This is a genomic window from Paenibacillus oryziterrae (assembly GCF_042610485.1).
Taxonomy (GTDB): domain Bacteria; phylum Bacillota; class Bacilli; order Paenibacillales; family Paenibacillaceae; genus Paenibacillus_AQ.
In genome coordinates, this window is the sequence record NZ_JBGJZO010000012.1 from 1 (window position 1) to 25,619 (window position 25,619).

26 protein-coding genes and 1 tRNA gene are annotated in these 25,619 nt (G+C 49.1%); 19 read left to right on the forward strand and 8 right to left on the reverse strand.

Annotated features, from left to right (window positions below; translation table 11 throughout):
* Window positions 1-180 precede the first annotated feature (180 nt).
* Window positions 181-1,176: a MerR family transcriptional regulator gene (locus ACAN55_RS14025; RefSeq protein ID WP_379133707.1), complete on the reverse strand. Its 996-nt coding sequence runs from the start codon at window positions 1,174-1,176 to the stop codon at window positions 181-183.
* Between the two features lie 93 nt (window positions 1,177-1,269).
* Between ACAN55_RS14025 and ACAN55_RS14030 the strand changes: the two genes are divergently transcribed.
* Window positions 1,270-2,562, forward strand: coding sequence for an amidohydrolase (locus ACAN55_RS14030; protein ID WP_379133709.1), 1,293 nt, complete (start codon window positions 1,270-1,272; stop codon window positions 2,560-2,562).
* Here ACAN55_RS14030 and yfbR read toward each other — a convergent pair.
* Window positions 2,559-3,164 (reverse strand): 5'-deoxynucleotidase, encoded by a 606-nt coding sequence (gene yfbR, locus ACAN55_RS14035; protein ID WP_379133712.1) that lies wholly within the window; start codon window positions 3,162-3,164, stop codon window positions 2,559-2,561. The genes ACAN55_RS14030 and yfbR overlap by 4 nt on opposite strands.
* 99 nt (window positions 3,165-3,263) lie before the next feature.
* Here yfbR and ACAN55_RS14040 point away from each other — a divergent pair, with 99 nt between their 5' ends.
* From ACAN55_RS14040 to ACAN55_RS14090, 11 genes are all read left to right on the forward strand, one after another.
* Window positions 3,264-4,811, forward strand: coding sequence for a fumarate hydratase (locus tag ACAN55_RS14040; RefSeq protein WP_379133715.1), 1,548 nt, complete (start codon window positions 3,264-3,266; stop codon window positions 4,809-4,811).
* A 135-nt stretch (window positions 4,812-4,946) separates the two neighbouring features.
* Window positions 4,947-5,288, forward strand: a complete 342-nt coding sequence (locus tag ACAN55_RS14045) for a DUF3221 domain-containing protein (protein ID WP_379133718.1) — start codon at window positions 4,947-4,949, stop codon at window positions 5,286-5,288.
* 477 nt (window positions 5,289-5,765) lie between these two features.
* The gene (pnpS, locus tag ACAN55_RS14050; RefSeq protein ID WP_379133720.1) at window positions 5,766-7,562 is read left to right on the forward strand and encodes a two-component system histidine kinase PnpS; all 1,797 of its coding nucleotides are present in this window, start codon (window positions 5,766-5,768) and stop codon (window positions 7,560-7,562) included.
* 145 nt (window positions 7,563-7,707) lie between these two features.
* Window positions 7,708-8,436 (forward strand): response regulator transcription factor, encoded by a 729-nt coding sequence (locus tag ACAN55_RS14055; RefSeq protein WP_379133722.1) that lies wholly within the window; start codon window positions 7,708-7,710, stop codon window positions 8,434-8,436.
* A gap of 112 nt (window positions 8,437-8,548) precedes the next feature.
* Entirely contained in the window at window positions 8,549-9,304 is a 756-nt protein-coding gene (gene pstB / locus ACAN55_RS14060) for a phosphate ABC transporter ATP-binding protein PstB (protein WP_379133726.1), read from the forward strand.
* Between the two features lie 38 nt (window positions 9,305-9,342).
* A complete protein-coding gene (gene phoU / locus ACAN55_RS14065; RefSeq protein WP_379133729.1) occupies window positions 9,343-10,002 on the forward strand; it encodes a phosphate signaling complex protein PhoU in 660 nt (219 codons plus the stop codon).
* 166 nt (window positions 10,003-10,168) lie between these two features.
* Window positions 10,169-12,835, forward strand: coding sequence for a DNA polymerase I (polA, locus tag ACAN55_RS14070; RefSeq protein ID WP_379133732.1), 2,667 nt, complete (start codon window positions 10,169-10,171; stop codon window positions 12,833-12,835).
* 51 nt (window positions 12,836-12,886) lie between these two features.
* Window positions 12,887-13,717 carry a DNA-formamidopyrimidine glycosylase gene (gene mutM, locus ACAN55_RS14075; protein WP_379133735.1) on the forward strand — a complete coding sequence of 277 codons (831 nt, stop codon included), beginning with the start codon at window positions 12,887-12,889 and terminating at the stop codon, window positions 13,715-13,717.
* Between the two features lie 161 nt (window positions 13,718-13,878).
* A complete protein-coding gene (gene ytaF, locus ACAN55_RS14080) occupies window positions 13,879-14,568 on the forward strand; it encodes a sporulation membrane protein YtaF (RefSeq protein ID WP_379133997.1) in 690 nt (229 codons plus the stop codon).
* Window positions 14,569-14,577: 9 nt separating this feature from the next.
* Window positions 14,578-15,174, forward strand: a complete 597-nt coding sequence (gene coaE / locus ACAN55_RS14085; RefSeq protein ID WP_379133737.1) for a dephospho-CoA kinase — start codon at window positions 14,578-14,580, stop codon at window positions 15,172-15,174.
* Window positions 15,171-15,734: a lytic transglycosylase domain-containing protein gene (locus ACAN55_RS14090; protein ID WP_379133740.1), complete on the forward strand. Its 564-nt coding sequence runs from the start codon at window positions 15,171-15,173 to the stop codon at window positions 15,732-15,734. Before coaE ends, ACAN55_RS14090 begins: the two co-directional genes overlap by 4 nt.
* 75 nt (window positions 15,735-15,809) lie before the next feature.
* Here the strand turns inward: ACAN55_RS14090 and ACAN55_RS14095 are convergent, their stop codons facing one another.
* On the reverse strand, window positions 15,810-16,028 hold the full coding sequence (locus ACAN55_RS14095; protein WP_379133743.1) for an alpha/beta-type small acid-soluble spore protein: 219 nt from the start codon (window positions 16,026-16,028) through the stop codon (window positions 15,810-15,812).
* Between the two features lie 122 nt (window positions 16,029-16,150).
* Here ACAN55_RS14095 and nrdR point away from each other — a divergent pair, with 122 nt between their 5' ends.
* Together nrdR and ACAN55_RS14105 are read left to right on the forward strand one after the other, a co-directional pair.
* The gene (gene nrdR / locus ACAN55_RS14100; protein ID WP_379133745.1) at window positions 16,151-16,627 is read left to right on the forward strand and encodes a transcriptional regulator NrdR; all 477 of its coding nucleotides are present in this window, start codon (window positions 16,151-16,153) and stop codon (window positions 16,625-16,627) included.
* 150 nt (window positions 16,628-16,777) lie between these two features.
* Window positions 16,778-16,850: transfer RNA gene (locus ACAN55_RS14105), tRNA-Ala, on the forward strand.
* A 244-nt stretch (window positions 16,851-17,094) separates the two neighbouring features.
* On the opposite strand, the gene ACAN55_RS14110 is transcribed toward ACAN55_RS14105, so the two are convergent.
* Entirely contained in the window at window positions 17,095-17,286 is a 192-nt protein-coding gene (locus tag ACAN55_RS14110; RefSeq protein WP_379133747.1) for a YgaP family membrane protein, read from the reverse strand.
* A gap of 168 nt (window positions 17,287-17,454) precedes the next feature.
* A complete protein-coding gene (locus ACAN55_RS14115) occupies window positions 17,455-18,129 on the reverse strand; it encodes a Crp/Fnr family transcriptional regulator (RefSeq protein ID WP_379133749.1) in 675 nt (224 codons plus the stop codon).
* Window positions 18,130-18,324: 195 nt separating this feature from the next.
* Here ACAN55_RS14115 and ACAN55_RS14120 point away from each other — a divergent pair, with 195 nt between their 5' ends.
* The 3 genes from ACAN55_RS14120 to ACAN55_RS14130 are packed head-to-tail and all read left to right on the forward strand — an operon-like array spanning window position 18,325 to window position 20,935.
* Window positions 18,325-19,089, forward strand: coding sequence for a CPBP family intramembrane glutamic endopeptidase (locus ACAN55_RS14120; RefSeq protein ID WP_379133752.1), 765 nt, complete (start codon window positions 18,325-18,327; stop codon window positions 19,087-19,089).
* Window positions 19,090-19,118: 29 nt separating this feature from the next.
* Window positions 19,119-20,279, forward strand: a complete 1,161-nt coding sequence (locus ACAN55_RS14125) for a sensor histidine kinase (protein WP_379133756.1) — start codon at window positions 19,119-19,121, stop codon at window positions 20,277-20,279.
* Complete coding sequence (locus tag ACAN55_RS14130) at window positions 20,279-20,935, forward strand: response regulator (RefSeq protein ID WP_379133759.1); 657 nt, start codon at window positions 20,279-20,281, stop codon at window positions 20,933-20,935. Before ACAN55_RS14125 ends, ACAN55_RS14130 begins: the two co-directional genes overlap by 1 nt.
* A gap of 72 nt (window positions 20,936-21,007) precedes the next feature.
* Here the strand turns inward: ACAN55_RS14130 and ACAN55_RS14135 are convergent, their stop codons facing one another.
* Window positions 21,008-21,895, reverse strand: coding sequence for a fructose bisphosphate aldolase (locus ACAN55_RS14135; protein ID WP_379133762.1), 888 nt, complete (start codon window positions 21,893-21,895; stop codon window positions 21,008-21,010).
* Between the two features lie 121 nt (window positions 21,896-22,016).
* On the reverse strand, window positions 22,017-22,886 hold the full coding sequence (locus ACAN55_RS14140; protein ID WP_379133765.1) for an effector binding domain-containing protein: 870 nt from the start codon (window positions 22,884-22,886) through the stop codon (window positions 22,017-22,019).
* Between the two features lie 261 nt (window positions 22,887-23,147).
* On the opposite strand from ACAN55_RS14140, the gene ACAN55_RS14145 reads away from it, so the two are divergent.
* Window positions 23,148-23,516 carry a DUF4180 domain-containing protein gene (locus tag ACAN55_RS14145; protein WP_379133768.1) on the forward strand — a complete coding sequence of 123 codons (369 nt, stop codon included), beginning with the start codon at window positions 23,148-23,150 and terminating at the stop codon, window positions 23,514-23,516.
* A 79-nt stretch (window positions 23,517-23,595) separates the two neighbouring features.
* Entirely contained in the window at window positions 23,596-24,237 is a 642-nt protein-coding gene (locus ACAN55_RS14150) for a hypothetical protein (RefSeq protein ID WP_379133771.1), read from the forward strand.
* 71 nt (window positions 24,238-24,308) lie between these two features.
* On the opposite strand, the gene ACAN55_RS14155 is transcribed toward ACAN55_RS14150, so the two are convergent.
* Window positions 24,309-25,613 (reverse strand): TerD family protein, encoded by a 1,305-nt coding sequence (locus ACAN55_RS14155; protein ID WP_379133774.1) that lies wholly within the window; start codon window positions 25,611-25,613, stop codon window positions 24,309-24,311.
* Between the last annotated feature and the right edge of the window lie 6 nt (window positions 25,614-25,619).

A 25,619-nucleotide genomic window follows, 5' to 3' on the forward strand; every position in this document is an offset into this window, starting at 1 on the left:
AACTTCTTTTGTTCCATAAAAATGCTCCCCATACAGTAACAGGCTTTTATTATTTCACCTGTCTACTATATGGGGAGCATATCACCATCAGAAAATGGCTGAGAGACACCCTTTTACTTGAAGATGGGTGAAATCTTGCTGGACAGGGCCGACACACGGAGTGAACAGGCCGCAGTTTGACTACCGGATCGGTACAGCAAAAATAATATAGAGCTGCTCGTTGACCCGCTGATGCTGCGTAAGATAGCCCATCTCCTCAAACAAAGCCAGCAGTTTTGATAGTGGGGCATATGGGGTATCTGGGCCAATATTGCTTTCAGCTTCATCTGTGACCATTAAGTCAGTGATGCAGATCCTGCCGTGCGGCTTCAGGACCCGGCGTATCTCACCGAGAGCGAGTGCCTGCTGGTTCTCGGATAGATGGCGGAAGGCAAAGCTGGATACGGCAAAATCAAACCGGCCATCAAGGTAGGGGAGCGCCAGAAAATTGCCCAGCTTAGTCTCCATTGTTGGGAACTTGCGGCGGCATTCCTTCAGCATTTCCTTGGACTGGTCAACTCCGGCCATATCCGCACCCAGAGCCATCAGCCGTCCGGCTAAATTGCCGGTTCCCGTGCCAATATCGAGGCCTTTTTCCCCGGCAACCGGGTCTACCCGCCCCGCCGTGAGGGCCAGGGCAGTCTCATAATCCTTGTATTCCTCTCTTTCGTTCAATACCTCTTCGTCATGCATCCCCGCACGTCTATCATAGTTCCATTTATCTTGCCAATTGCCCAGATGCTCACGGAGTCTGCGAGAGCCTTCGGCTAGTGAATAGAAATCATCTAAAGGTAGATTCTGCCGCTCTTTGACCATATCAATCATGTAATCTGTGGTATCGATAATATGCTTGATTTCCACCCATTTGGCGAACAGGACAGACCGCTGCAGCTCCAGATAATATTGAAGTTCTTCATGATCTTGCCCTTCAATCTGCTCCAGTGCCTTACGGATATCTTCAACCGGCATGCCCGATTCGCGCAAGGAGATGATTGTCTGCAATCGCCAAATTTCTTGTTCACTGAACTCGCGATAGGCATTGTCTCCCTTCGTGGGAGAAATCAGACCTTTTTCTTCATAAAAACGGATCGCTCTCGCTGAAATCCGGAGCTTGTCCGCAACCTCTTTAATCTTCATAGGATCACCTTTCAAGGACACTATTGACCTTCTCCCAACGTGAAGGTTTACGCTGGTGCTGCTAAACACCACATGAACCTGGAGGGTCTAATTATGAAAATACTAATTAAGCAAGCTCTCATTCTAACCATGAAGGAAGGAGAGGAGCAGCCGTTCACGGGAGATATATTAATCGATGGGGATATCATCGCGGAAATCGGACAGGAAATCAATACTCCCGCAGATGAGATTATAGAGGGCGGGGGAATGGCCGCTATGCCGGGCTTGATCAATGCCCACCAGCATACGCCGATGAGCCTGCTGCGCGGTTTCTGCGATGACCTGAAGCTGATGGATTGGCTGGAGAAGAAGATGCTTCCGGCAGAGGACCGGATGACTCCTGAAGATATTTATTGGGGGGCCAAGCTGTCCATGGCCGAGATGATCCGTACGGGGACAACGGCTTTTGCCGATATGTATATTCATATGAATGAAATCGCAGCAGCGGTGCAGGAGACGGGAGTGAGAGCTTCACTGACCAGAGGACTGGTCTTCATGGAGGATGACGGGGGGCGGAGGCTGAATGAAGCGCTAGATCTGATTGATCGCTGGAGCGGCGGCGCAGACGGGCGGATTACCACGATGTTCGGGCCGCATTCGCCTTACCTCTGCCCACCGGAGCCACTGCGAGAGCTTATTACCCTTGCGGAACAACGGGATATTCCTGTTCATATCCATCTGGCGGAGACTAAAGAGGAGGCAGTTCAGATCCGTGAGCGATATAAGCTGACACCAACGGAATATTTGTACCACTATGGCATGTTCGAAAGAAATCATGTCCTGCTCGCCCATGCAGTGCATCTGAACCGCAAGGATATAGGTCTGTTAAAAGGAATGAGGGGTGGTGTGTCCCATAATCCGGTCAGCAATCTGAAGCTCGGCTGCGGCATAACGCCGGTTATGGAGCTGCTGGAGCAGGGGATCACTGTCGGCCTTGGCACGGATGGGGCCGGCAGTGCTGCTACCGTTGATATGTTCGAAGGGATTAAAGCGGCTACCTGGCTGCAAAAGGTGGATCATGGCGATCCAACCCGACTGCCGGCCCAGCATGCCCTGCGGATGGCAACAGCGGAAAGTGCACGGCTGCTGAATATCGCGGACGAAACCGGGACGCTGGAGACCGGGAAGAAAGCCGACTTAATCCTGATTGATATGAATAAGCCCCATCTGCAGCCGGTGCACCATGTTGCTTCTCTGCTTGCCTACAGCGCGAACGGTGGCGATGTGGACACAACCATTGTTAATGGGCAGATCCTGATGAGGAACCGCCGTCTCCTGACGATTGATGAGGAGGAGTTGTTCCGGGAAGTTAGCGTCCGCGCGAAGCGGATTGTAGAGGGAATCTAATTCCCTGCTGACAGCTCGTCCAGTGACATCTCAAATCCCGGTGCCATATGAGTTAGAAAATATTCAACTTCAGGCAGCGCCAGTCCACGTAGCTTAGCCAAGGTCTGCGCTTTGGCTGCGGCGAATTCACGGTTGCCGGCAGCAACCTCCCAGACGCATTTCAAGTAGGCGTCCAGATTGTCCGCCGCTTTGACATAAGTGTGCAGCAGTTTGTCTTCCGCATTCACCGGATGGCTTCCCGCGCCCAGCAGCGGGGCATATACAGGCTGTAGCTCTGACGGGATCATGGAGGCCAGACGTTCTGTGGCAATAGACTCCATCTCGCGGAAGCTCGCCAGCAGCCGCTCGTTGTTATGCTTGACCGGAGTGGCGATATCGCCGGTAAAGACCTCGGCGGCATCATGGAACAGGGACATCGCAGCCGCGCGGTCTGCATTCAGGCTGCGGCCGAAATGGGCATTGCCGATGCTGCAGAGCATGTGCGCCAGCAGCCCTACGTGAAAGGAATGCTCGGCGACATTCTCCTGGGCGGTGCTGCGCATGAGGCTCCAGCGCTGGATATTTTGCAGACGGTAGAGATATGCGGAAAAGTGGTAATTCATTTTTGAAGTAACCCCTTTCAGGACTGGCTCAGTATGATATTATAATAACTAAATGGTGATTAGGGAGACAACCTGGACAGAAGAGGAGCTGAAATAATAATGCAGCATTTTGAAGACAGCATTTATGATCTAATCGTTGAAACCTCTACCAATTTGCCGGGAGACGTACGCCGTGCGGTAGCCAAGGGCCGTGCTCTGGAAGACACCGCTACCCGTTCGGGCCTCGCGCTGACGACTATAGCCCAGAATATCGGAATGGCGGAGCTTCAGGTGTCACCGATCTGCCAGGATACCGGGATGCTGACGTTTATTATCCATACACCTGTCGGTGTGAATCAGATTGAAATGAAAAAAGATATATACAGCGCCATCATCCGGGCCACCAAAAACGGTAAGTTGCGCCCCAACTCCGTCGATTCGCTGACCGGGGAGAATAGCGGCAATAATCTGGGTGAAGGAACACCGGTGATTCATTTTGAACAATGGGAAGAAGACGGCATCGATGTGCGGCTTATTCTTAAAGGCGGCGGCTGTGAAAATAAAAATATCCAGTACAGTCTTCCGGCAGAGCTGGAGGGACTCGGCAAGGCAGGGCGCGATCTCGATGGCATCCGCAAATGCATCCTGCACTCGGTGTATCAGGCCCAGGGGCAAGGCTGCAGCGCTGGATTTATCGGTGTAGGTATTGGCGGTGACCGCACCACAGGTTATGAGCTTGCGAAGAAGCAGCTCTTCCGGAATGTCGAGGACGTGAATCCGAAGGATGAACTGCGGCAGTTGGAAGACTATGTGATGGAGAATGCCAACAAATTAGGCATCGGCACGATGGGTTTCGGCGGTGAGGTAACGTTGCTAGGATGCAAAGTAGGTGTGATGAACCGGCTTCCGGCCAGCTTTTTCGTCTCGGTTGCCTATAATTGCTGGGCTTTCCGCCGTCAGGGTGTCCTGATTGATCCTTCCACCGGTACTATTCAAAATTGGCTGTATGAAAGCGGCACAGGGGTTTCCGTTGAAGGTGGTAATAAACCGACTGACACTGCTGAAGTTGAAGCTGCTGCCAGCGGTTCACGTGAGGTTAGGCTCACAGCACCAATAAGTGAGGAGGATATCCGCAGTCTTTGCGTTGGCGATGTGGTTATCCTCTCCGGTGAGATGCATACAGGGCGCGATGCGCTGCATAAATACCTGATGGATCATGACGCTCCGGTTGACCTGAACGGTGCAGTCATCTATCACTGCGGTCCGGTGATGCTCAAAGACGAAGAGGGCTGGCATGTGAAAGCAGCAGGTCCGACAACGAGCATCCGGGAGGAGCCTTATCAGGGCGATATTCTGAAGAAGTTTGGCATCCGCGCTGTTATCGGCAAAGGCGGCATGGGACCGAAGACGTTGAAGGCGCTGCAGGAGCATGGTGGTGTGTACCTCAATGCCATCGGCGGCGCAGCACAGTATTACGCGGAATGCATCAAGAAGGTGAACGGGGTGGACTTCATGGAATTCGGTATCCCCGAGGCCATGTGGCATCTTCAGGTCGACGGATTTGCTGCGATCGTAACCATGGACGCACACGGGAACAGCCTACACGCCGATGTGGAAAAAGATTCAGTTGCCAAGCTCGCGTTGTTCCGTGAACCGGTGTTCAAATAATTCGATATGGGCTATCCCATCAGCAGATGCTTCTGCTATGGGATAGTTTTTTTTGAGTGTAGCTATTAGAAATTCCACCTTCCCGGAACCTTTAGCACCGCTTTTTCGTCGATATGGTAAGGAGGTTGGATTTGAATGAGAATATTGATTATCTTAATGGTGATTTTGTCATTTACGGGTTGCTCGAAGACTGACAGTTCACCTTCATCCGAAGATTTTGACCTGAACGGGTATGTGATTGATCTGAAATCAAACGCTTTACTAATCGTATGGGATGTAGCCGAAGAGGAATTGGACAATAAGACGGCAGGGCAGATTCTTGAGAATGTTCACCCGAATGCAGCATGGTTTACGTACAAGGGGGCAGAGAACAAGGGCATAAAGGTTGGTGACAAAGTGTTAATTAAGACAACAGGTACTTTACAAGAATCCTACCCTGCCCAAGGAGTAGCTGTAAAAGTGGTGTTGGATCACTAGATGGGTCTAGCTACGATAGTACTGCACAAGCTTTAGTGTTGTTGGAGTGTGATTTTCCGAGAAAGCAGCGGAGAGGACGGACTGATTGCGGAAAAGCGGGCTGGTCGCTTGAAAGCTTTCCTCGGAAGCATCATCAACTTGTCTGGAGAAATATTGCGCTAAAGGTGATTATAGAAAATAGTACTTGGTAGGAGTAACGAAAGGGGATTTTTGGAACTGTAGGAGCGTCAGCGTCCGCCCGAAAGCTTTCCGGAGGAAAGCTCGCTTCGGAAGCATATGCTGTCTCCGGATTTCAACCGCGAACAGCGGTTTTAATCAAGAAATCTGGAGACAACAGTGGCCGGAAGTCCAAACATTCACTGTAGTTACGGGTATTACCGGGTATGAATTATTACGGACTGGAATTTTCCCGCCTTAAGCGTTAGGATTATTTCAAGTAAGTATGAATGATGATAACAGGAAAAGGCAGGAGCCCAGATGAGACCGTTTCGCGTTAGACTGACGTTGATTGTAATGATCCTGATCGGGATTTCCATGATCGGAGCCGGCTTCACGATGGCTCATTTGTTCAAGGACTCGCATATCTCTGCGCTGGAAGAGAACATGTCCCGGGAAATAAAAGTGCTTGAGGGGACGTTTCAGTTCCAGGATATGAATACTTCAAATGCCTATGTGTATTATACGGAGCAGGCGCAAAAAATATCTAAGCTGACCAATTCCCGGGTAACCTTCATTGCGAAGGACGGCCGGGTTGTGGGAGATTCCGAGAAGGATCCGCTGCTGATGGATAATCATGCGAACCGTGCCGAGGAGATTAGTGCAGCGAAGCTTGGGACAGGCCATGCGATCCGCTATAGCAAGACGCTGGATAGAGAAATGTTGTATGTGGCTGGTGCAGTAACTTCGGAGCAAGGGTTTGACGGCTATATCCGTCTTTCTATGGGAATTGATGCTGTGGATAAAGGAATTAACCGGGCATGGCTGATCATGGCGGGAGGGCTTGTGCTGTTATTTATCGCAGCCGCCTTGGTGAGCTATAAGGTTGCCTCCAGCATGACATCTCCGCTGGAGCAGATTACCCGGGTGGCGCGCCGGATTACGGACCTCGATTATGATGCCCGGGTGAATATGAAGCGCAAGGATGAAATCGGTCAACTGGCAACAGCGATTAATGCGATGGCGGACAGTCTGCAGATGCAGCTCAAGACGATTCGAGATAACGAGGATCTGCTGCAAAGTGTTCTGGACAATATGACCGGGGGGATTCTAATGGTCAATGCAGAAGGAGAGATTGCTCTATTAAACCGGGCAGCTGAGAAGATGCTGGATGTCATGAATAAGGATATGGCTGGAAGCCCCTATCGTGAATTGAAACGTCATTATGAGCTTACACGACTTGTGGAGGAAGGATTATCCCTTAAAGAGCCCATCCATGAAGAACGGACGATCTACAATCCGGGAGAGCGGATCCTGCGATTGGACGGTGTACCGATGATCCAGGATAGTTCCTACCGGGGGATGCTGTTTCTTCTTCAGGAGGTTACGGAGATCCGGCGTCTTGAGAGAATGCGCAGCGAGTTTGTAGCCAATGTTTCGCACGAATTGAAGACGCCGGTAGCTGCGGTTAAAGGCTTTGCCGAGACGCTTCTCGGCGGTGGGGTCACGGACGAGAAGACGGCGCGCTCTTTTTTACAGATTATTTATGATGAAAATGAACGTCTGAACCGTCTGATCGGGGATATTCTAGAGCTGTCGAAGATTGAATCCAAGCGGGTACAGTTGGAGTGCTCGCCAGTGCATTTATCCTCATTCTTTGACTCCGTGATGGAGACCATGAGCAAGGTAGCCGAGCGCAAAAAGATCAGTCTAAGCGCGAAGGTGCCGGAGGAGCTGTTTATTGAGGGAGACGAGGACAAGCTGCGCCAGATCTTTATGAATCTCTTATCCAATGCCATTAACTATACGCATGACGGCGGAAGCGTGACGGTCACTGCGGTCAACAGAGTGAAGGAAGATGGAACAGAGAGCGTCATATTCACCGTAAGTGATACGGGAATGGGGATTCCCCGTAAGGATCTACCACGGATTTTCGAACGCTTCTACCGGGTAGATAAAGCCCGCTCCAGAAGCTCCGGCGGCACAGGACTTGGACTTTCAATCGTTAAGCACCTTGTGGAGCTGCACCGAGGTGTGATTTCAGTCGAAAGTGATCTGGGGATCGGAAGCTCTTTTATTCTGGAGCTGCCGCTGCTGCAGGAAGAAGATAAAGCCTAATTCCAGATGTTTGTGTTATATACTTTAAGAAAAACTTATCGTGTCTCATTTTTTTACACCGCGTTAACAATACGATGATATGATGGGCTTGTTGCAATAATAGAAATGTGGATTTTACACAATTCATAGGAAGACGGGGGAACTTATGGCACAACGATTGCTTGTCATTGAGGATGAACCGACTCTGGCCCGGCTGCTGTCCTACAATTTAACGCAGGAAGGCTACGAGGTCACTGTGGAAGATCACGGAACGGCAGGGTATGACCGGGCGGCCCGGGAACCTTTTGATCTTATCGTGCTGGATCTGATGCTTCCAGGAATGAACGGAATTGATATTCTGGATAAGCTTCGTGGACAAGGCAACCGTACACCGGTTATCGTGCTTACCGCTAAAAATGCGGAAGAGGATGTAGTCCGCGGGCTGAAATCTGGTGCAGATGACTATATTACCAAGCCCTTTGGTGTATCCGAGTTGCTGGCAAGGGTGAGTGCGGTACTGCGCCGTATTTCCGGATTGGCCGAGGAAGCGCCTGTAGAGCAGCCGGTAGCTTCATCCACCATTATTTTAGGGCAGCTTGAAATTTATCCTGAGCGTTATGAAGTTTCTCTGGGAGGACAGAGCATTAATCTGCGCCCGAAAGAGTTTGAAGTTCTGCTGTATCTGGCCCGTAAGCCGGGAGTCGTGCTAACCCGTGATGATCTCATGAATGCGGTTTGGGGCTTCGATTATATCGGTGGGCAAAGGACGGTCGACGTCCATGTAAGTTCGCTCCGCAAGAAGCTTGAGCTGGATCCTGAATCCGTACATATCGACTCTATTCGGGGTGTCGGATACAAGCTGGTTGTGAATAAGAAAAGAGCTCCAGTCGTATAATGGGACTGGAGCTTTTTGTGATTTTACAATGCGTTAACAATTCTCGCCAACTCTATTTACACTAAAGACTTATTATTAGTTCGAAGATGCTGAGAAGGAGACGCACATATACATGAAATCCATCATTGATATAGAGAAACTTGATCTCTACTATGAATCCTTTCATGCGCTGAAGGGCGTGGATCTGCGGATTCCGGAAAAGGCGGTTACTGCTTTTATTGGGCCGTCCGGCTGCGGTAAATCCACACTGCTGCGCACATTAAACCGTATGAACGATATGATCCCGGGAACGCGGATCGAAGGCACAGTCAATATTGCCGGTAAAAATATTTACGGTGACGAAGTCGAAGTAGAAAGCCTTCGCAAACAAGTGGGTATGGTGTTCCAACAGCCCAACCCGTTTCCCAAATCAATCTATGATAATGTGGCCTACGGTCCGCGCCTGCACGGTGTCCGCTCCAAGAGTGAACTGGACGATCTGGTAGAGCAAAGCCTGCGCCAATCCGCTCTTTGGGAAGAAGTTAAGGATTTCCTGAAGAAGTCTGCCCTCAGCCTGTCCGGTGGTCAGCAGCAGCGTCTGTGTATTGCCAGAGCTTTGGCCGTGCAGCCGGATATCCTGCTCATGGATGAAGCCACGTCTGCGCTTGATCCGGTTTCTACCTTGAAGATTGAGGAACTTGTCCAGGAGCTGAGAGACAAATATACGATCGTTATGGTTACCCATAACATGCATCAGGCGGCTCGCGTGTCGGGACGGACTGTATTTTTCCTGAATGGTGTAATAGTGGAAGCGGCGGATACGGAGCAGTTATTCTCCAACCCCAAGGATTCCCGCACTGAGGATTATATATCGGGTCGTTTCGGATAACGCTAAGACCATATTCGTTGAGGAGGATCGCTCTATTTATGATTCGCAGAAAAGAATTCGACAAAGACCTTGAGGAGCTGCGCTCCCTGCTGCAGCAGATGGGTGAACATGTCACGGATGCCTTGGATGGCGCTGTGAAATCCCTGCAGAACCTGGATACCGAACGGGCCCAGGAAATTGTAAAAGCGGATCTCCGCTTGAATGCCATGGAAGAGAGAATCATGGATATCGGTTCCAAGCTGATTATCACCCAGCAGCCGGTAGCCAAGGATCTGCGCCGGATTATCGTTGCTTTCAAAATCTCCAGTGACCTGGAGCGTATGGGCGATCTCGCTTTGGATGTGGCAAAAGTAACGATGCGTATCCAGGGGCAGCAGTTAATCAAGCCTTTGGTCGATATTCCGCGAATGGCCGATATCGTGAAAGTCATGACCACCGAAGCGATTCAGTCCTATTTGGATGAGAATACGGATCTCGCGTACAAGATGGCTCAAGACGACGACCAAGTGGATCATTTATATAGTGAAATGATTAACGAGCTTTATTCCTATATGGTAGATAAGCCGGACGCAGTTTCTCAAGCGATGCTGCTGACATTGGTTGGACGTTATATTGAGCGCATTGCGGATCATGCAACGAATATTGGAGAAAGCGTTGTATACCTGGTGACAGGCAAGCGCCCGGATTTGAATCAGTAGAGCATGTTGTTTTGGATAGTGGAGTATATTATATAGAGAATTTGATGCGAACGCCGGCAGCCGCCGGCGTTTTTTGCGCTACCTTATGCCGGGCGGATTCCAAAAGCATGAGACGGGATGATATGGTAAGATATATGTAGAATGCATGAAAAGGCGAGGTGCTTACGTGGACAAGTTGATACTACTAGATGGCAACAATATTATTTACCGGGCATTCTATGCTATGCCTCCGCTCACCAACTCGGCAGGGCAACAGACTAACGCTGTATACGGATTTACGACTATGCTGCTGCGTTTGATCGAGGAGCATAAACCTACACATATGATCGTGGCTTTTGACGCTGGGAAAGTGACTTTCCGGCATGAAGGATATCAGGAATACAAAGGCGGCAGACAAAAAACTCCGCCGGAGTTGTCCGAACAGTTCCCGCTCTTGAAGGAGCTGCTGCGCGATTTAGGCGTGCCGCAATTCGAGATTGGGAGCTATGAGGCCGACGATATTATCGGAACCATCTCACGGCAGGCTGATGAGGAAGGCCGGCAGGTGATGATCGTCTCCGGGGACAAGGATATGCTCCAACTGGCGTCCGAGCACACGACTGTCGCGTTGATCCGTAAAGGGGTTACCGAAGTGGAGCTCTATGGGCCGGAGCAAATCCGCGAGAAATACGATTTGACGCCAGAGCAGATCACCGACCTTAAAGGGCTGATGGGTGACGCAAGTGACAACATTCCGGGTGTTCCGGGCATCGGTGAGAAGACAGCGCTTAAGCTGCTACATCAGTTCGGCTCCGTGGAAGGCGTGCTGGCTGGAACAGAAGAACTTAAAGGCAAGATGAAGGAGAAGCTGGAAGCGCATGCGGACGATGCCGTGATGAGTAAGAAGCTGGCTACCATCTACCGTGAGGTTCCACTGGAACATTCCTGGGAGGATATGTCCTTCAGCGGACTGAAGAAGGATACTGCGGGGCCGGCCCTCGCGAAGCTTGAATTCAAATCGCTTCTGGAACGCCTGTCACTCAGCGCGAATGCTCCTGCATCTGCGGGAGAGGATGCTTCTTCCGCTGCCGAGGCAGAGCTGGATATCGTTCTAGTGGATGAGAACGGGCTGGATACATTAATCGGGCAGTTGCCGGGTATATCTGCCCTGCACGTGGAGACGAACGGGGACAACCCGCACCGCGCCGAAGTGATCGGACTGGCGTTATCTTCCGAGGATCGACACTATTATGTGCCGCTTACGCTCTTGCAGAGCCCTCAGGCCGCAGGACTGCGGGAATGGCTCAGGGATGAGAAAGCTCCGAAGAGCGGATATGATCTGCACCGGGCAGATTTGGCCCTGCATTGGCAGGGTATCGCATTTGCTGGTGCGGCACATGACGTGGAGCTGGCGGCTTATCTGCTGGACCCTTCGGGAACGACCCAGAACCTGAATGAACTTGCGGCTAAATACGGACTCCCGTATCTGACCGCTGACGAGGACGTATTTGGCAAGGGAGCTAAATATAAGGTTCCGGAGCTTGAAGTACTGGGCACGCATGTCGCCCGTAAAAGCGCAGCCGTGCTGGATATCGTGCGGAAGCAGAAGCAGGTCCTTGAGGAAACGGCAATGACAGGACTGTTCGAGGATCTTGAAATGCCGCTCTCCCGTATACTTGCCGATATGGAGAAGCAAGGGATTGCCGTTAACAAGGAAGACCTGCAGGAGCTTGGCAAGGAATTCGAAGCACAGATCTCACGCCTGGTAGCTGAGATATATGAGATATGCGGAACAGAGTTTAATCTGAATTCACCGAAGCAGCTGGGGGAAATCCTGTTTGTGAAGCTGGGTCTACCTGTTGTTAAAAAGACCAAGACCGGCTATTCCACCGACGCCGAGGTGCTGGAGAAGCTGGCACCTTATCATGATGTCGTGCGGCTGATTCTGCAGTACCGTACGATCGCCAAGCTGCAGTCCACGTATGTGGAAGGCTTGCTGAAAGAGATCTCCCCGATGACGGGCAAGGTGCATACTTTTTACCGGCAGACGATCGCTGCGACAGGACGGCTCAGCAGCCAGTATCCTAACCTGCAGAACATTCCGATTCGCCTGGAAGAAGGACGCAAGCTCCGTAAAGTCTTTGTGCCGTCTGAGCCGGGCTGGTCGATTCTGGCGGCAGACTATTCGCAGATCGAGCTTCGCGTGCTGGCCCATATTTCGAACGATGAACGGCTGAAGGATGCTTTCCTGCATGATATGGACATTCATACCAAAACAGCCATGGATGTATTCGGAGTTACTGCCGATCAGGTAGACAGCAATATGCGGCGTTCCGCCAAGGCGGTAAACTTCGGGATTGTCTACGGCATCAGCGATTACGGCTTGTCCCAGAACCTGAACATTCCGCGGAAGGAAGCGGCTCATTTCATAGAGCAGTACTTCGAAATCTTCCAGGGAGTGCGGAGATACATGGACGACATTGTGCGCGAAGCCAGAAAAAACGGCTATGTGACCACCTTGCTGGAACGCCGCCGCTATCTTCCGGATATTAATGCCAGCAACTTCAACATCCGCTCTTTTGCCGAACGGACAGCGATGAATACCCCGATCCAGGGAACCGCTGCCGACATTATCAAACTGGCTATGGTGCATATGGACAAGGCCTTGTACGAACGTAAGCTGAGAAGCCGCATGCTGCTGCAGGTACACGATGAGCTGGTGTTCGAGGTACCGGAGGATGAGCTGGAACTGATGAAGACACTGCTTCCGGAGGTTATGGGAGGAGCACTTCAGTTGTCTGTTCCACTCAAGGCAGAGGTAAGTTTTGGCAGTAACTGGTATGAGGCGAAATAGCTCCCCGTACGTTGTCCATATCCGCTATAATGAAGTAGAGGTGAAGACATCATGCCGGAATTACCGGAAGTAGAGACCGTTAAGAGAACCTTGAATGCACTAATAAAAGGTAAGAAGATAGAGAACGTAACCGTAAGGCTCGCGCGCATCATCCAGCGGCCGGACGACACTGCTGCTTTCGCTGCTTGGCTTGCAGGCCATACCGTGGAGAGCGTCGAGCGGAGAGGAAAGTTTCTTCGTATTGTGCTGGACGGACTGGTACTGGTCTCCCATCTGCGGATGGAGGGACGGTACGGTCTGTACAGCAGCGGGGACCCTTTGGACAAGCATACACATGTAATTTTTCATTTCACGGACGGTACAGAGCTGCGCTACAACGATGTACGCCAGTTCGGGACCATGCATTTATTCCTTCCTGGTGAGGATTTAATGCTCCCTCCGCTGAAGAAACTGGGTATTGAACCGCTGGACAAGACTTTCACGCCGGAGAAATTCAAGCAGATTGTTGCGGCTAAAAACACCAAAATTAAGCCCTTGCTGCTGAATCAGGAATATGTGGTGGGCATCGGCAATATCTATGTAGATGAGTCGCTGCACCGGGCAGGGATACACCCCGAGACCAGCGCCAAGTCGCTGACGGGAGAACAGCTGGATCGTCTCCACCATGCGATTGTCGGGACCCTGTCGGAAGCAGTGAACGCCGGCGGCTCCTCCATTAAGTCGTATGTGAACGGCCAGGGAGAGAGCGGTACGTATCAGCAGCAGCTGCTGATTTATGGCCGCAAAGACCAGCCGTGCTCCGTATGCGGAACAATGATCGAGAAGACAGTTGTTGGCGGACGCGGAACCCACTATTGTCCAAGCTGCCAGCCGCAGGGGTAACTCAGTTGCAGCCCTGTTGTCTAACTGGTGATTGTTTCAGGTTTTATTTGGTTGGCACCCACAATCTGTCCCGCCCATATACTGGGTGAAGAATGCTGAATACAGCGAACGCGGCTACTGCAATTCCGGCAGCCGCCGGTTCTTCACGGGAGGGATTACGGGTGCTCAGCCCCCTTTTTTCATTGCTGCTCTTGGCGTTTGCCCTGAGTCTGGATGGGTTTGGTGTTGGTGTTACATATGGTTTGCGTAAGATGAAGATACCTCTGCTATCCATTCTGATCATCTCAATCTGCTCGGGTGTGGTTATTGGAGTTTCCATGCAGGTTGGCGTATTGCTCGCTAGGGTCGTATCCCCACATGCCGCTTCTGAGGTTGGAGCGGTTATTCTCGTCTTGATGGGGTGCTGGTCGCTCGTGCAGATGCTGATGCAGAAGGAGAAGGAGACTAACGGAAATGTGGTCTCCACTGTGGTGGATTTGCCGCCCGCCGGTGCTGAAGAAGTGGAGAAGCCGGCAGTGTATTCTTTGGAGCTGCGGCAGTTGGGTATCGTAATCCAGATTCTTCGCACGCCTTCTTCGGCAGATATGGACGATTCCGGCAGTATTTCTTCGGCGGAAGCGATGATACTTGGTATTGCTCTTTCCCTGGATGCGTTTGGCGCCGGACTGGGCGCTGCACTACTAGGATTCAATCCGATATGGACCGCACTGGCTATTGCTTTGTTTAGTGGAAGTTTTCTGGTGATGGGGATGAGAACGGGGTTCCGGTTCGCCGGAAGCTACTGGATGAAGCATGCCGCTGTGCTGCCTGCGTTAATGTTAATTTTAATGGGTATAATGAAGCTGTTATGAGGTGAAAACATGATTATAGGCTTAACCGGAGGGATTGCATCCGGAAAAAGCACGGTGTCCGCGCTGTTAGTTAACAAGGGGGCAAGGCTGGTAGATGCCGATATCATCGCCAGAGACGTGATGCTCCCCGGACACCAGGTGCTGGCCGCTACCGTGCGGCATTTCGGACCTGGTATCCTGTCACCGGATGGTACACTGAACCGGGCCAGATTGGGAGAAATCGTCTTTAAGGACCCGGAGGCCAGACAACTGTTGAACGATCTGACGCATCCTGCAATCCGTCAGGAGATCCGCAGACAAATGCAGGAGCTGGACCAATTGGAGCCGGAAGGACTCGTTATTGCCGATATTCCACTGTTGTTCGAATCGAATCTGCAGGGAATGTTCGAGGATATACTCGTAGTCTATGTTCCCCGCGAGGTTCAGTTGGAGCGTCTGATGGTGCGCAACGGACTCACACGGGAGCAGGCAGAGGATCGCTTGAACTCGCAAATGGACATTGAGCAGAAGCGCAGCAAGGCCACTTATGTCATCGACAACAGTGGTAACCTTGATGATACGGAAGCTCAGGTTGCCGCTCTTTGGGACAGGCTGGGGTTATTATGAATTGGCTGCGAAAAAAAAGAGTGCTGCTGCTCTTATTCATCGGTTTCACCGCTATTTTATTCTTAAGCACGAACTGGATGTCCTGGTTCTATCCGATTTATTATAAGGACGAGATCCGCAAACACAGCCTCACCTATGAGATGGACCCTTTTCTGGTAGCCGCGATCATTAAAGTGGAGACCAATTATAAAACCGGACGCGAATCCAGCAAGGGAGCACTCGGTCTTATGCAGCTTATGCCGGATACGGCTAATTGGGCACTGCAGAAGGCCAAGCTCCCTGATGTCTCACTGGAGCGTCTCAAGCATGAACCCTCAGCTAATATTGAGCTGGGCACGTGGTATCTGCATTCGCTGTCCCGACAGTTTGACGGTAATCGCACTGCGGTAATCGCTGCCTATAATGCCGGTCCCGGCAACGTTCAGCGTTGGCTGGAGCGGGGGGACTGGGATGGCACGGAAGAAACCGTCAGCAACATACCCATTGGTGAGACCAGACATTATGTACAGCGGGTTATGTACTATTACGAGCAGTATCAGGACATCTACAGTGAGTTCTAAACTCATTGAAAAAGAAGTACTAAACGGCTCGAAAGCCGCTTAATACTTCATTCAACAAGCTTTATTCAGGACAGGTTATTTGAATTGACCTGCCAGTTGTTGTTCAGCCAGGGTTACGAGACGTTTAGTGATGTAACCCCCGATCGAACCATTTTCATAAGAAGTTTTATTGCCTTGGTAACCATCCGGGGAAAGCGTAATTCCTAGCTCTTGAGCAACTTCATATTTCAGTTGTTCCAGAGCCGCACTTGATCTAGGTGCTACAAGGTTGTTGGAGCTATTATTTTGGCTCATTGCTGTTCACCTCCTATCGGTTGGTAACTGTATTATGTGCCGGAGCTGTCATATTCATAACAATAAATTAACGGTGTTTTATGGAAAATAGAATGAATTAGCCAAAGGAAGTGAATGCGTTTATGAAATGCCCGTACTGCGATCACACGAATACCAAGGTACTGGACTCCCGCCCAGCCAACGAGAATAAATCGATCCGCCGCAGACGCGAATGCGAGCGCTGTACCAAGCGGTTTACAACGTTTGAGATGATCGAGGAGACTCCTCTTATTGTGATTAAAAAGGATGGCAGCCGCGAAGAATTCAGCCGCGACAAAATCCTGCGAGGCCTAATCCGCGCTTGTGAGAAACGCCCTGTATCGGTGGAGCGCCTGGAGGTCATTGTCTCTGAAGTAGAGAAATCCCTGCGCGGCATCGCCGTAGCGGAGGTGGAGAGCCAGCAGATCGGTGAGTTGGTCATGGAGCAGCTTTATCCGGTTGACGAAGTGGCTTATGTCCGGTTCGCATCCGTATACCGTCAATTCAAGGACATTAACATGTTCATGAAGGAGCTGAAAGGACTGCTCTCCAAAAGCACGTCGGAGATGGGCGGCCTGTAACACCGCGGGTATTTACTTATGCAATTAGGCGATTTCTGGTATAAAAATAGGTGTTGACACTGATTCCGATATTTTATATTATATAGAAGTCGCCTAAAGAACTTGAAGGTAAATGCAGAGTTCAGAAGCACATACATAAGTAATCCATTTGGGGCCTTAGCTCAGCTGGGAGAGCGCATCGCTGGCAGCGATGAGGTCAGGGGTTCGATCCCCCTAGGCTCCATAAATTAAAGCGTTGACCTTAGGGTCAACGCTTTTTATTTTGAGCCATAGGGCTGAGGAGAACCCTGGGCGAAGGGGTTAGTCCCGCACGCAGGAAGCCGGAAGCGGACGAGAACGGCGTTGAATTCTACCGCTAAGGTTGTCAACGTTGCGTGAGTCTCGTCAGCAAGTTGAATCAGAATTTCAACATCCCCTACGGCCTCCTTTGATATGGGTGTTTCAGTTGGACCAGTCGGGCAGCATTATCAGTTGATTCTGCAGGTATTCCGGCCAAGCAACTTATTGATTCCACAGCGCTGTGTTAAGCCGGTAACCAGGAAAGGAAGAGCTGTCAAGCCGAAAAGTTTCCAGTAACCTGGGAGAAAAAAGAATAGTGACAAGAGTGCCACCCCTGCAATAATTCTCAAAGCACGATCCGTTCCACCTACATTTTTCATTGTTTTATTCCTCCGTTTCATTGTGGTTGTGTCTACAGGACTGATCTTACCAATTACTTAGAAGAAGAACCGTAACTTTGTCACACAGAAATAAAAAGAAGGCAAGAGTTCAAAATAAAAACGCCTGGCGAAAGCCAGACGTTTGGTTTGTTGGGTTTACTTATAGAATCAGAGTTCCTGATACAGCTCTATGCCTTCCCGGCTAAGTAGTAGGATTTGCCCTCTGGAAAGCTTGATCAGACCTTCTTTTTCCAGCTGTTTGAGTGTCCTGCTAATCACTTCCCGCGCCGTTCCAAGCTCCACGGACAAAGTATCATGGGTGATATTCAGCTGGTCTCCACTGTATTGGCTATGCTGTATCAAATATTCGGCGATCCGTCCACGGATGGATTTGAAGTTGATACTGTCCAGCAGGTTAGACATGAGGATGATTCTGTTCGCAAAAGATTTAAATATAAACTGGCGGAAGCCCTGGTAACGGTCTGTCCATTCACGAAAAATACTCACCGGAATCAGCAGGGCCAGCCCGCCTTCCTCCACGCTGGCCGAAGCTTCATATTCACTTTCCCCTAATATACTTGTAGTCATCAGCGGACAGCACTCCCCGCCATGGATGCGGTACAGGGTGATTTCCCTGCCACTGGCACTGATTTTGAACATGCGTACTGTTCCCTCCAGCACCAATACTGCATATTCGAGAAACTGGCCTTCTTCAATGACCAGATTAGCTTCGACCTTCATGACCTCTATCCCGTCCCGGTTCCAATCCTGTGTACTGATTTCGGACAAGCACGGGAAAAGGTCAACGATTCGGGAGAGGTGTTCAAATACGGTTGAACTCAATTTATCTCAGCTCCTTGTACCAATGGATAGTCCGGCAGTTGCATTTTACCACATACAGAGAATAAGGACTGTGACAAAGTCACAAAAGACACGGCATTTATGACGATCGTCACTTATCATATGACGGTCTTTTTATATATATTTACTTCCGATAATCACTTTGCTTTAGAAGGAGTGGGGAGGTTGCATCACGAAATGGAAAATAAACAATACAGTGTTGGGAAAATATTAGGGTTATGGGCTATGGTTGCATTGCCAATGTTCCTCTTTCGATTCGTGTTGTTGCCGGTTCTAGTGCCAATTGTCAAAATCCATCCGGGTATTCTCTATTGGATTCTTATGATCGTTGGTATGGTTTGGCAGTTTGTACTATCTGTCATCCTCTTGAAGAAAGAAATGGGCAAATGGAGCTGGGCCGCACTTAAAGAAAGACTGTGGCTGAATCATCCGGTTCATCCGAAAACGTTCAAGGTCTATAAACTGGCTTATTCATTCACGATTCCCATCATTATTTACGCGTTTTTCTTTGAAAGCTCAGGTTTGTTCTCGTTTATAGAAGAAACGATCAATCGGATATTCCCGTTCATGGCTCCCAAGGAGTATACCCTGATAGAGAATCTGGCGGTTCCTGAATTTGTCGGTGATTGGTATTTGCTTGGAATCGCGTTGGTCAGTTGTTTGTTCAATTATTTACTGGGGGAAGAGCTGTTCTTTCGCGGTATTCTGTTACCGAAGATGAAAGGGGCTTTTGGAAAATGGGATTGGGCTGTAAACGGGGTTTTGTTCGCGACGTATCACCTTCATAAGATATCGGAAATTCCATTGTTTATCGTCGGTTCGATTTTTTATGGCTTTTTAAATGCCAGATACCGCAGCTTTTGGCCGGCTGTCCTCATTCATGGCGTAGAGGCCATTCCATTACTTATAGGTGTTACTGCTGTCATTTTAGGTTGTATATAATGTATCATTTTTAAGAGATGAGTGATCTCATGAATATTTCAGCGGTTCATACACTAAGCAATACGAAAGTATCGAGAGCTTTCTTCTATGGGTTAGCTGTTGCATATGTGGGCTTGCTATTGCTTGATATTGTTTTATCTCAATACAAAGGCTTTGTAGTAGTTGCGATCCTGATCGGGCTCTATTTCTTAAGACATTCAAAATATGTGTTGAATCATCCCAATCTTCACCCCATTGCAGCCGTTTCCCCGATTATCGAAATTGTTCTTCTGTTTCTTTTATTCCTGCGTAGCGGCACGGAAATTGAGAATATCGTATTTGTCCTCTTTGTTGCGGATCTTCTTTTGCACTACAAGTCGTGGTACGCATTACCTTTTGCCTATGGCGGCTTTGTAGCCTACCTTTTATTGTGGCCGGCAGATGGAAAAGACTTGTGGCGCAATGTTTTCGATATTTTAAGCTATACATGCCTGGTTATTCCGATTTGGAGTACCAAGCTGCTGCTCAATCAAAGAGACATCAATCAAAGATTAAACGAAGCTCTGATTCAGGAAGCAAGAACAAGAGAAGAGCTCGCGGTGTTTAAGGAGAGGACCCGTATTGCGGAAGAAGTTCATGATACCGTGGGACATACGTTAACAACAGCAATCGTTGCTCTTGAGGGGGCGGGGCTACTCTTTGATGCAAAGCCGGAGGAAGCTCGCCGAAAGATAATCGTTGCTCGCGATCAGATGAAGTTAGGACTCGGCGACATTCGTCAGGTCGTCAGAACCTTGAAGTCAACAGACGGAACTTTAGGCGGTTTAAGTCTTAAGGATGGAATACAGAAGATCATGGCCGATACGACCAAGCAGACGGGCGTTCATTTTATTTTTCATTATGCGCCGGCTATCCGTCTCATCTCCCTTCAGGAGTATGTCATAATCAACTCCATCACGGAATCGATAACCAATGCGATAAGACATGGCAAACCGAGTACGATTGAAATATCAGTTCTGGAGCAGCAAGATACAATTCATATTACGGTAAAAGACAACGGAAGAGGCTGTGATTCGGTCATTTATGGCTTTGGACTGACATCGATGCAGGAGAGAATAGAGGCTATTGGGGGTCAGTTGGAAGTGCAGAGCCAACCATTAAACGGGTTTGCACTTTTTGTTCGGATGCCGGTTGCAAAGGGGGATGGTTAATGAGTGGCAATCGCAAAATCAGCGTCATGCTCGTGGATGACCAGAAAATTATGTTGGAAGGTCTTGAAACTTTGATTACGGTACGCTCGGAAATGGAGATTATCGAGACCGCTCAATCCGGCGAAGAAGCGATTGAAAGGCTTCGCGCGGTTGTTCCAGATGTTATTCTAATGGACATCCGAATGCCGGGTATGGGAGGGGTAAAAGCTACCGAAATTATTAAGGAGCTCTATCCTCAAGTGATCATCATTATCTTAACAACATTCGACGATGATGCCTATATCATCGAGGCTTTAAGCAACGGAGCTTCTGGATATTTGCTTAAAGACATCGATGGGGAGAAGCTTGTTCAATCCATCGATGAAGCACTATCCGGCAATTTGCTGCTGACCGGCAAAGTGGCGCATAAGCTTGCCCTTAATATCCGCAACCAGAACAGCCGGTTTGAAAAAGCAGGCGGAGATCTTGAGCTGACATCCAGAGAACTTGACCTTGCACGGCTGCTAGTCGAGGGCTACAACTCAAAGGAAATGGCCGATAAACTATTTTTGACTCAGGGAACGGTTAAGAACTATTTAAGTGACATTTATGCAAAGATCGGAACTAATGACCGGGCGAAGGCGGTCTTGTTATTAAAGAAATATTTCTCCGCATGAAAGCGAATCTAACCCAATAACTCAACAACAAGACCCCGAGCTTATTAAGCCCGGGGTCTTTCGATTAGCCCCTTACGTAATCGAGACCTCATAAATATCCTGTGTGGATTGTGTGAGCATCGCATTGAATTCTTCGTCCGTTTGCTGATCGCTGAGCCCTTGCGACAGGGCGCGGGAGAAGCTGGCGATCAAGCCGTGGTTGCGGGCAAGCCTTTCATTGGCTTCCGATTGCGTGTAACCGCCCGATAAAGCCACAACACGTACCACATGCGGATCGTTAATTAAGTCGCTATAGAAATTATCTTCCGTTGGTATCGACAGTTTAAGCATGACCTTAATGTCTGGATCAAGGGCAGATAGTTGGGCGGTAATCAAATCCTTCAGAATCTTCTCAGATTGTGCTTTATCCGCGCTGTGAATATCAACCTCCGGTTCAATAATCGGTACCAGACCAAATTCAGCGATCCGCTTGGCGAAGGTGAACTGCTGCTCCACGACTTTTTGAATGCCGGCAGGGTTGGCTTCCTTAATCAGCGAGCGCATTTTTGTCCCGAAAATGTTCCGGAATACCGCTTGCTTCAAAAGCTTATCCAAACCGGGGATAGGCTTCATCAACTGAACACCGTCTTCGGGCTCCGCCAGTCCTTGATCCACTTTTAAGAAGGGGACGATCCCTTTCTGCTCCCAGAGATAATCGGCAGTGAATTGCCCGTCAATGGAACGGTCCATGGTGTTCTCAAATAAGATAGCACCCAAAATGTACTTGGAATCAAACGCAGGGCTTTTAATAATACGCGTTCTCATCTCGTGCACCAATTCAAACATCTCTTCATCACTGGTATAGCGGTCTTCCTGAATGCCATATTGCAGCAGTGCCTTAGGAGTGCTTCCGCCGCTTTGATCCAAAGCCGCAATGAAGCCCTTTCCCGTGTGGATCCGATCCAATTGTTCCTTATTCATGGATGATTCTCCCTTCCCATATGTGAATTGAATAGCCGCCTTAACCTGTTTAATATGGCGTTATTTCGCGCAAGCATACATAGGATGATTACCCTCGGGGATCGGATATGCAACATTCCACTTATTTCTTCACAACCGGGATCCATACCTCTTCATTTAAAAGGCCGTTGCCAAGCTTGTAGTACATCTCGAATTCCGGGCCATCCGCATGCTCATACCCGGAGGTCGGGAACCATTCGGAGAAAATGCGTCTCCAGACATCCTGAATGGCCGCAGTTTCGTCTTCTGGCGTACATTCGCCTGTGGGAAAGATGGCCCAGGTCAATGCAGGTACTTTCAATACGGTATACTCTTCTATTACAGCGCCGGCAGGAGGGAGCGCGCCGATCATATACGAGAATACACCCTCCCGGAAGTTGTACAGTGCGGCATGAACACACTCTTCTTCCGGAATTTCAAAATCTTTGCGCATGCGGTCGATCGTACCATCAGTGGTATAGGTCTCCCATAGTCTGGGGATTTCTGTATACTGCTGATTATCAACTGCGCTCATCTCCACTGAGATCCCAGCCATTTCAAAAGCTTCTTTTGTTACGATACGGTAGTTCATCTCGATATCTCCCTTAATTGAAATATGGAAGGAGATCCTTGGATAGGCTTTAAGCGACGTTCCTTCATTTCGTGCTGACGTTGGCATAATGCCATGCAGGTTCCTAAAGGCGCGTGAAAAGGCTTCGGGTGATTCATATCCGTATTTCAAGGCGACATCAATAACCCTGGCATTTCGGGTCTGCAACTCAAACGCCGCTAAAGTCAGCCGTCTGCGCCGGATATATTCTGAAAGTGGAACATCCGTGATAAATGAGAACATTCGCTGAAAATGATGCACCGAGCAGCAGGCTTTTTGTGCCACCTGTTCAAAATCTACCTCCTGATCGAGATGCGTCTCAATGTACTCTATAGCACTATTCATTCGGTCAAGCCAATCCATGGATTCTCCTCCTTCGAGATAACTATAGCCGTAATGTTTATATAAAACCTTGCAATTCATGCACGAAAAAGTCAGGTGTGAGTCTTGTTCCTATTGTTAAAAATTATACAGCAGGCCGCCTTGAGGTTGATGTGACGTTCTTCAATAGATAAAGTGGTGTATTGACAAGCTACTGGATAAAAATATACCCTGTTATTTAGCAGACATTTAGAGTTCTCTAGAGATATCAGGATTTCTGCCGCGTGAATGGAGGATAATTATATGAGAATCACGACCGTTATAAATAACAATATTGAAGTTGCGAAGGTTGAAAGCCAGGAATTACTGATTACCGATGTTCAATCGGCATTAGACTTATTGGCAACGGTGCAGTATGAAACAGGATGTAATCGGTTCATATTAAGCCGATCCGCCATATGCGAGGACTTTTTTCAATTAAAAACTCGGCTTGCCGGAGAAGTATTGCAGAAATTTATTAATTATCAGGTGAAGGTCGCCATCGTTGGTGATTTCTCAATGTTCACTAGTGAGAACTTGAAGGATTTCATGTATGAGTGTAACAAAGGCAAAGATTTCTTCTTCTTAACAACCGAGGAGCAAGCGATTGATAAATTGAGCAGTGCGGTATAGGAAATAGGATACATGTAAAGCTTGTCATATGACACCTTGAGCTAAGGAATGGTATGATAGAGAGCGGGGTGAATATATAATGACTAATGATACAACTAATGAGACATCCAATGAGACAACCAATGAGGAAGTTCAGGGTAATGAAATGACCGAAGAGAGATGGGCTGAGCTTATAAAGGCTGTACATCATAATGGCCTTCTAGCTCTGAAAAAGCGGTTTAGCGAAGTAGAAGTACAACTTATGAACCTGGAAGCATATGGTCCGGTTTTTGTATTTCATGTGAAAGATGAATCGAAGGATGTATATTCCTGCGGTTTCTTTATTCGTGAACTCGTTGCAAGGTTTCAATCGGGGAATGATCCTTCGTTATGGATGGCGTCTTTCTTCTACGAATTGATGAAGACCAAGGGAGGCAAAGCGCTTCCGCAACTGCCTTCAAGCGAAGATGAAGCCAAAGCGCTTATCGATAAAGTGCTGGTTCCACAGTGCATTGAGGCGGTTCGTGAAGAGTTCGCACCTGAACAAGTACATGCGGGTCTGGCATGGAACCAGGATGTTGGCCCGGTGTTTGAAGCCGGATTTCCAGCTATAACTGAAGGAAATAATGTCTGTGCCATTCCTTTGCAGTTATTGTTGACCCATCTAGAGTTGAACCGGGATCCTTCGGAGCTGCTGGTTCAAGGGTTGTACAATATCCGCAAAGAACATGGTATGGAATAAGTGAACATCAGAAAGCTTCCTGAGCTTAACGCCTAGGAAGCTTTTTTGTCGTAGATCACTTGGAAGGGCTGTTATTTGCTGCCGGCTTCCCATCGCAGATTCCAGTTGTAATACTGATCCAAATCCTGATGCCCGCCGAAATATTCCACAAGTCTCTCTACTCGGAAGGTCTGGTCATTCTGATTCGTAATCATGGCGATGGCACACATGCCTTTATTGTTGTTGTGCTCATCCAGCCTAACCTGAATCTCCGGCCCGCCCTGTTGCCTGATGGTTACAATACCATCAGCCTCCGACCAGTTTGTAATTCCCTCATAGATGAAAGCGAAGATCACGATTCTACTGATCTCGGACAGATGATAGCCATTAATCCGCAGATTCTCACCAGTAGCTACAGAACCTGTGCGGTCATCCCCGTCGAGCGATATGTATGGGGGTCTGTTTAAGCTGCCAAAGGATTCTCCGAGCGCTTGGACGGCACCTTTAATGCCATTTTTTAATTCAAACAGACAACCAAGGTCAAGGTCGACGCCTTTGCTTCCGAACCAGCCCGATGATTTTTTTTGATTCCAGTTAAGGTTCACCAGAATCTCCCCCAGGGGTCCGGCCCCTTTCTGGAGATTGATACTCTCCCCGCGCTTCTTAAGCAAGATGGTGTTGAGATTTATCGGCGGGTTTGGAGGAGATGCTGGCGGTGAAGGTGTTGAATCGCCCCTTTTAGGCCGTGAACGCAGCTCTGGCAGAGGTATGGGTGACTGCTGCGTTGGAATTACCGGGGAAGCAGGTGCGCCAGAAGGCTGTGTATTTTTAACCTCGACCCCGTAACTTTTACATAAAGCGGCTAAACCTCCAGCATACCCGGAACCCACAGCGCTGAACTTCCATTCCTTGTTATATCTATAAATTTCTCCGGCGACAACGGCGGTCTCTACGGAAAAATCTTTGCCGAGCCTATAGCGGAGCAGTTCTGTTCCATCGGCCGCGTTGATGATCCGTAGATAGGCATCGTCCAGGAGCGAGAAGTTCTGCCGCCGCTGTTCACCCTCATAAATCGTTAGTGCAAATGAAATCCGTTCGTAAGCGGCAGGAATCTGGCGGAGCTGGATGGCGATTTGTGTGTTATCGGTTATCCCGGCGTAGGCTTTCTTATCGGAGAGCAATACGGCTACGGATTGATTTGAAGCAGCAGGATTGCCATAGAAAATCAGATCCTCCTCTTTAGAGACCTTCTCTTCCGGTGTAAGCATAAAAGCGGAAAAATCAACCTCAACCATAGCGTTTGAATTACGCCAGCCCATGCCTACAATAATGCTTGTAAGCAGAGGGTTATTTTTCGTCAAGTCGGCTTTCTGTCCCTTAATCAGATCTATCGTCATTAGAAT

What these genes read in the sequence shown, in the direction of transcription:
- nrdR (WP_379133745.1), top strand. Translation starts at nt 16,151, where the DNA reads ATGAAATGCCCGTACTGCGATCACACGAATACCAAGGTACTGGACTCC.
- ACAN55_RS14045 (WP_379133718.1), top strand. Translation starts at nt 4,947, where the DNA reads ATGAGAATATTGATTATCTTAATGGTGATTTTGTCATTTACGGGTTGC.
- ACAN55_RS14155 (WP_379133774.1), bottom strand. Translation starts at nt 25,613, where the DNA reads ATGACGATAGATCTGATTAAGGGACAGAAAGCCGACTTGACGAAAAAT.
- ACAN55_RS14135 (WP_379133762.1), bottom strand. Translation starts at nt 21,895, where the DNA reads ATGAATAAGGAACAATTGGATCGGATCCACACGGGAAAGGGCTTCATT.
- ACAN55_RS14140 (WP_379133765.1), bottom strand. Translation starts at nt 22,886, where the DNA reads ATGGATTGGCTTGACCGAATGAATAGTGCTATAGAGTACATTGAGACG.
- ACAN55_RS14095 (WP_379133743.1), bottom strand. Translation starts at nt 16,028, where the DNA reads ATGAGCCAAAATAATAGCTCCAACAACCTTGTAGCACCTAGATCAAGT.
- coaE (WP_379133737.1), top strand. Translation starts at nt 14,578, where the DNA reads ATGATTATAGGCTTAACCGGAGGGATTGCATCCGGAAAAAGCACGGTG.
- ACAN55_RS14025 (WP_379133707.1), bottom strand. Translation starts at nt 1,176, where the DNA reads ATGAAGATTAAAGAGGTTGCGGACAAGCTCCGGATTTCAGCGAGAGCG.
- ACAN55_RS14090 (WP_379133740.1), top strand. Translation starts at nt 15,171, where the DNA reads ATGAATTGGCTGCGAAAAAAAAGAGTGCTGCTGCTCTTATTCATCGGT.
- ACAN55_RS14120 (WP_379133752.1), top strand. Translation starts at nt 18,325, where the DNA reads ATGGAAAATAAACAATACAGTGTTGGGAAAATATTAGGGTTATGGGCT.
- yfbR (WP_379133712.1), bottom strand. Translation starts at nt 3,164, where the DNA reads ATGAATTACCACTTTTCCGCATATCTCTACCGTCTGCAAAATATCCAG.
- pnpS (WP_379133720.1), top strand. Translation starts at nt 5,766, where the DNA reads ATGAGACCGTTTCGCGTTAGACTGACGTTGATTGTAATGATCCTGATC.
- ACAN55_RS14030 (WP_379133709.1), top strand. Translation starts at nt 1,270, where the DNA reads ATGAAAATACTAATTAAGCAAGCTCTCATTCTAACCATGAAGGAAGGA.
- ACAN55_RS14150 (WP_379133771.1), top strand. Translation starts at nt 23,596, where the DNA reads ATGACTAATGATACAACTAATGAGACATCCAATGAGACAACCAATGAG.
- ACAN55_RS14125 (WP_379133756.1), top strand. Translation starts at nt 19,119, where the DNA reads ATGAATATTTCAGCGGTTCATACACTAAGCAATACGAAAGTATCGAGA.
- ACAN55_RS14110 (WP_379133747.1), bottom strand. Translation starts at nt 17,286, where the DNA reads ATGAAAAATGTAGGTGGAACGGATCGTGCTTTGAGAATTATTGCAGGG.
- pstB (WP_379133726.1), top strand. Translation starts at nt 8,549, where the DNA reads ATGAAATCCATCATTGATATAGAGAAACTTGATCTCTACTATGAATCC.
- ACAN55_RS14040 (WP_379133715.1), top strand. Translation starts at nt 3,264, where the DNA reads ATGCAGCATTTTGAAGACAGCATTTATGATCTAATCGTTGAAACCTCT.
- ACAN55_RS14055 (WP_379133722.1), top strand. Translation starts at nt 7,708, where the DNA reads ATGGCACAACGATTGCTTGTCATTGAGGATGAACCGACTCTGGCCCGG.
- ACAN55_RS14145 (WP_379133768.1), top strand. Translation starts at nt 23,148, where the DNA reads ATGAGAATCACGACCGTTATAAATAACAATATTGAAGTTGCGAAGGTT.
- mutM (WP_379133735.1), top strand. Translation starts at nt 12,887, where the DNA reads ATGCCGGAATTACCGGAAGTAGAGACCGTTAAGAGAACCTTGAATGCA.
- ACAN55_RS14130 (WP_379133759.1), top strand. Translation starts at nt 20,279, where the DNA reads ATGAGTGGCAATCGCAAAATCAGCGTCATGCTCGTGGATGACCAGAAA.
- phoU (WP_379133729.1), top strand. Translation starts at nt 9,343, where the DNA reads ATGATTCGCAGAAAAGAATTCGACAAAGACCTTGAGGAGCTGCGCTCC.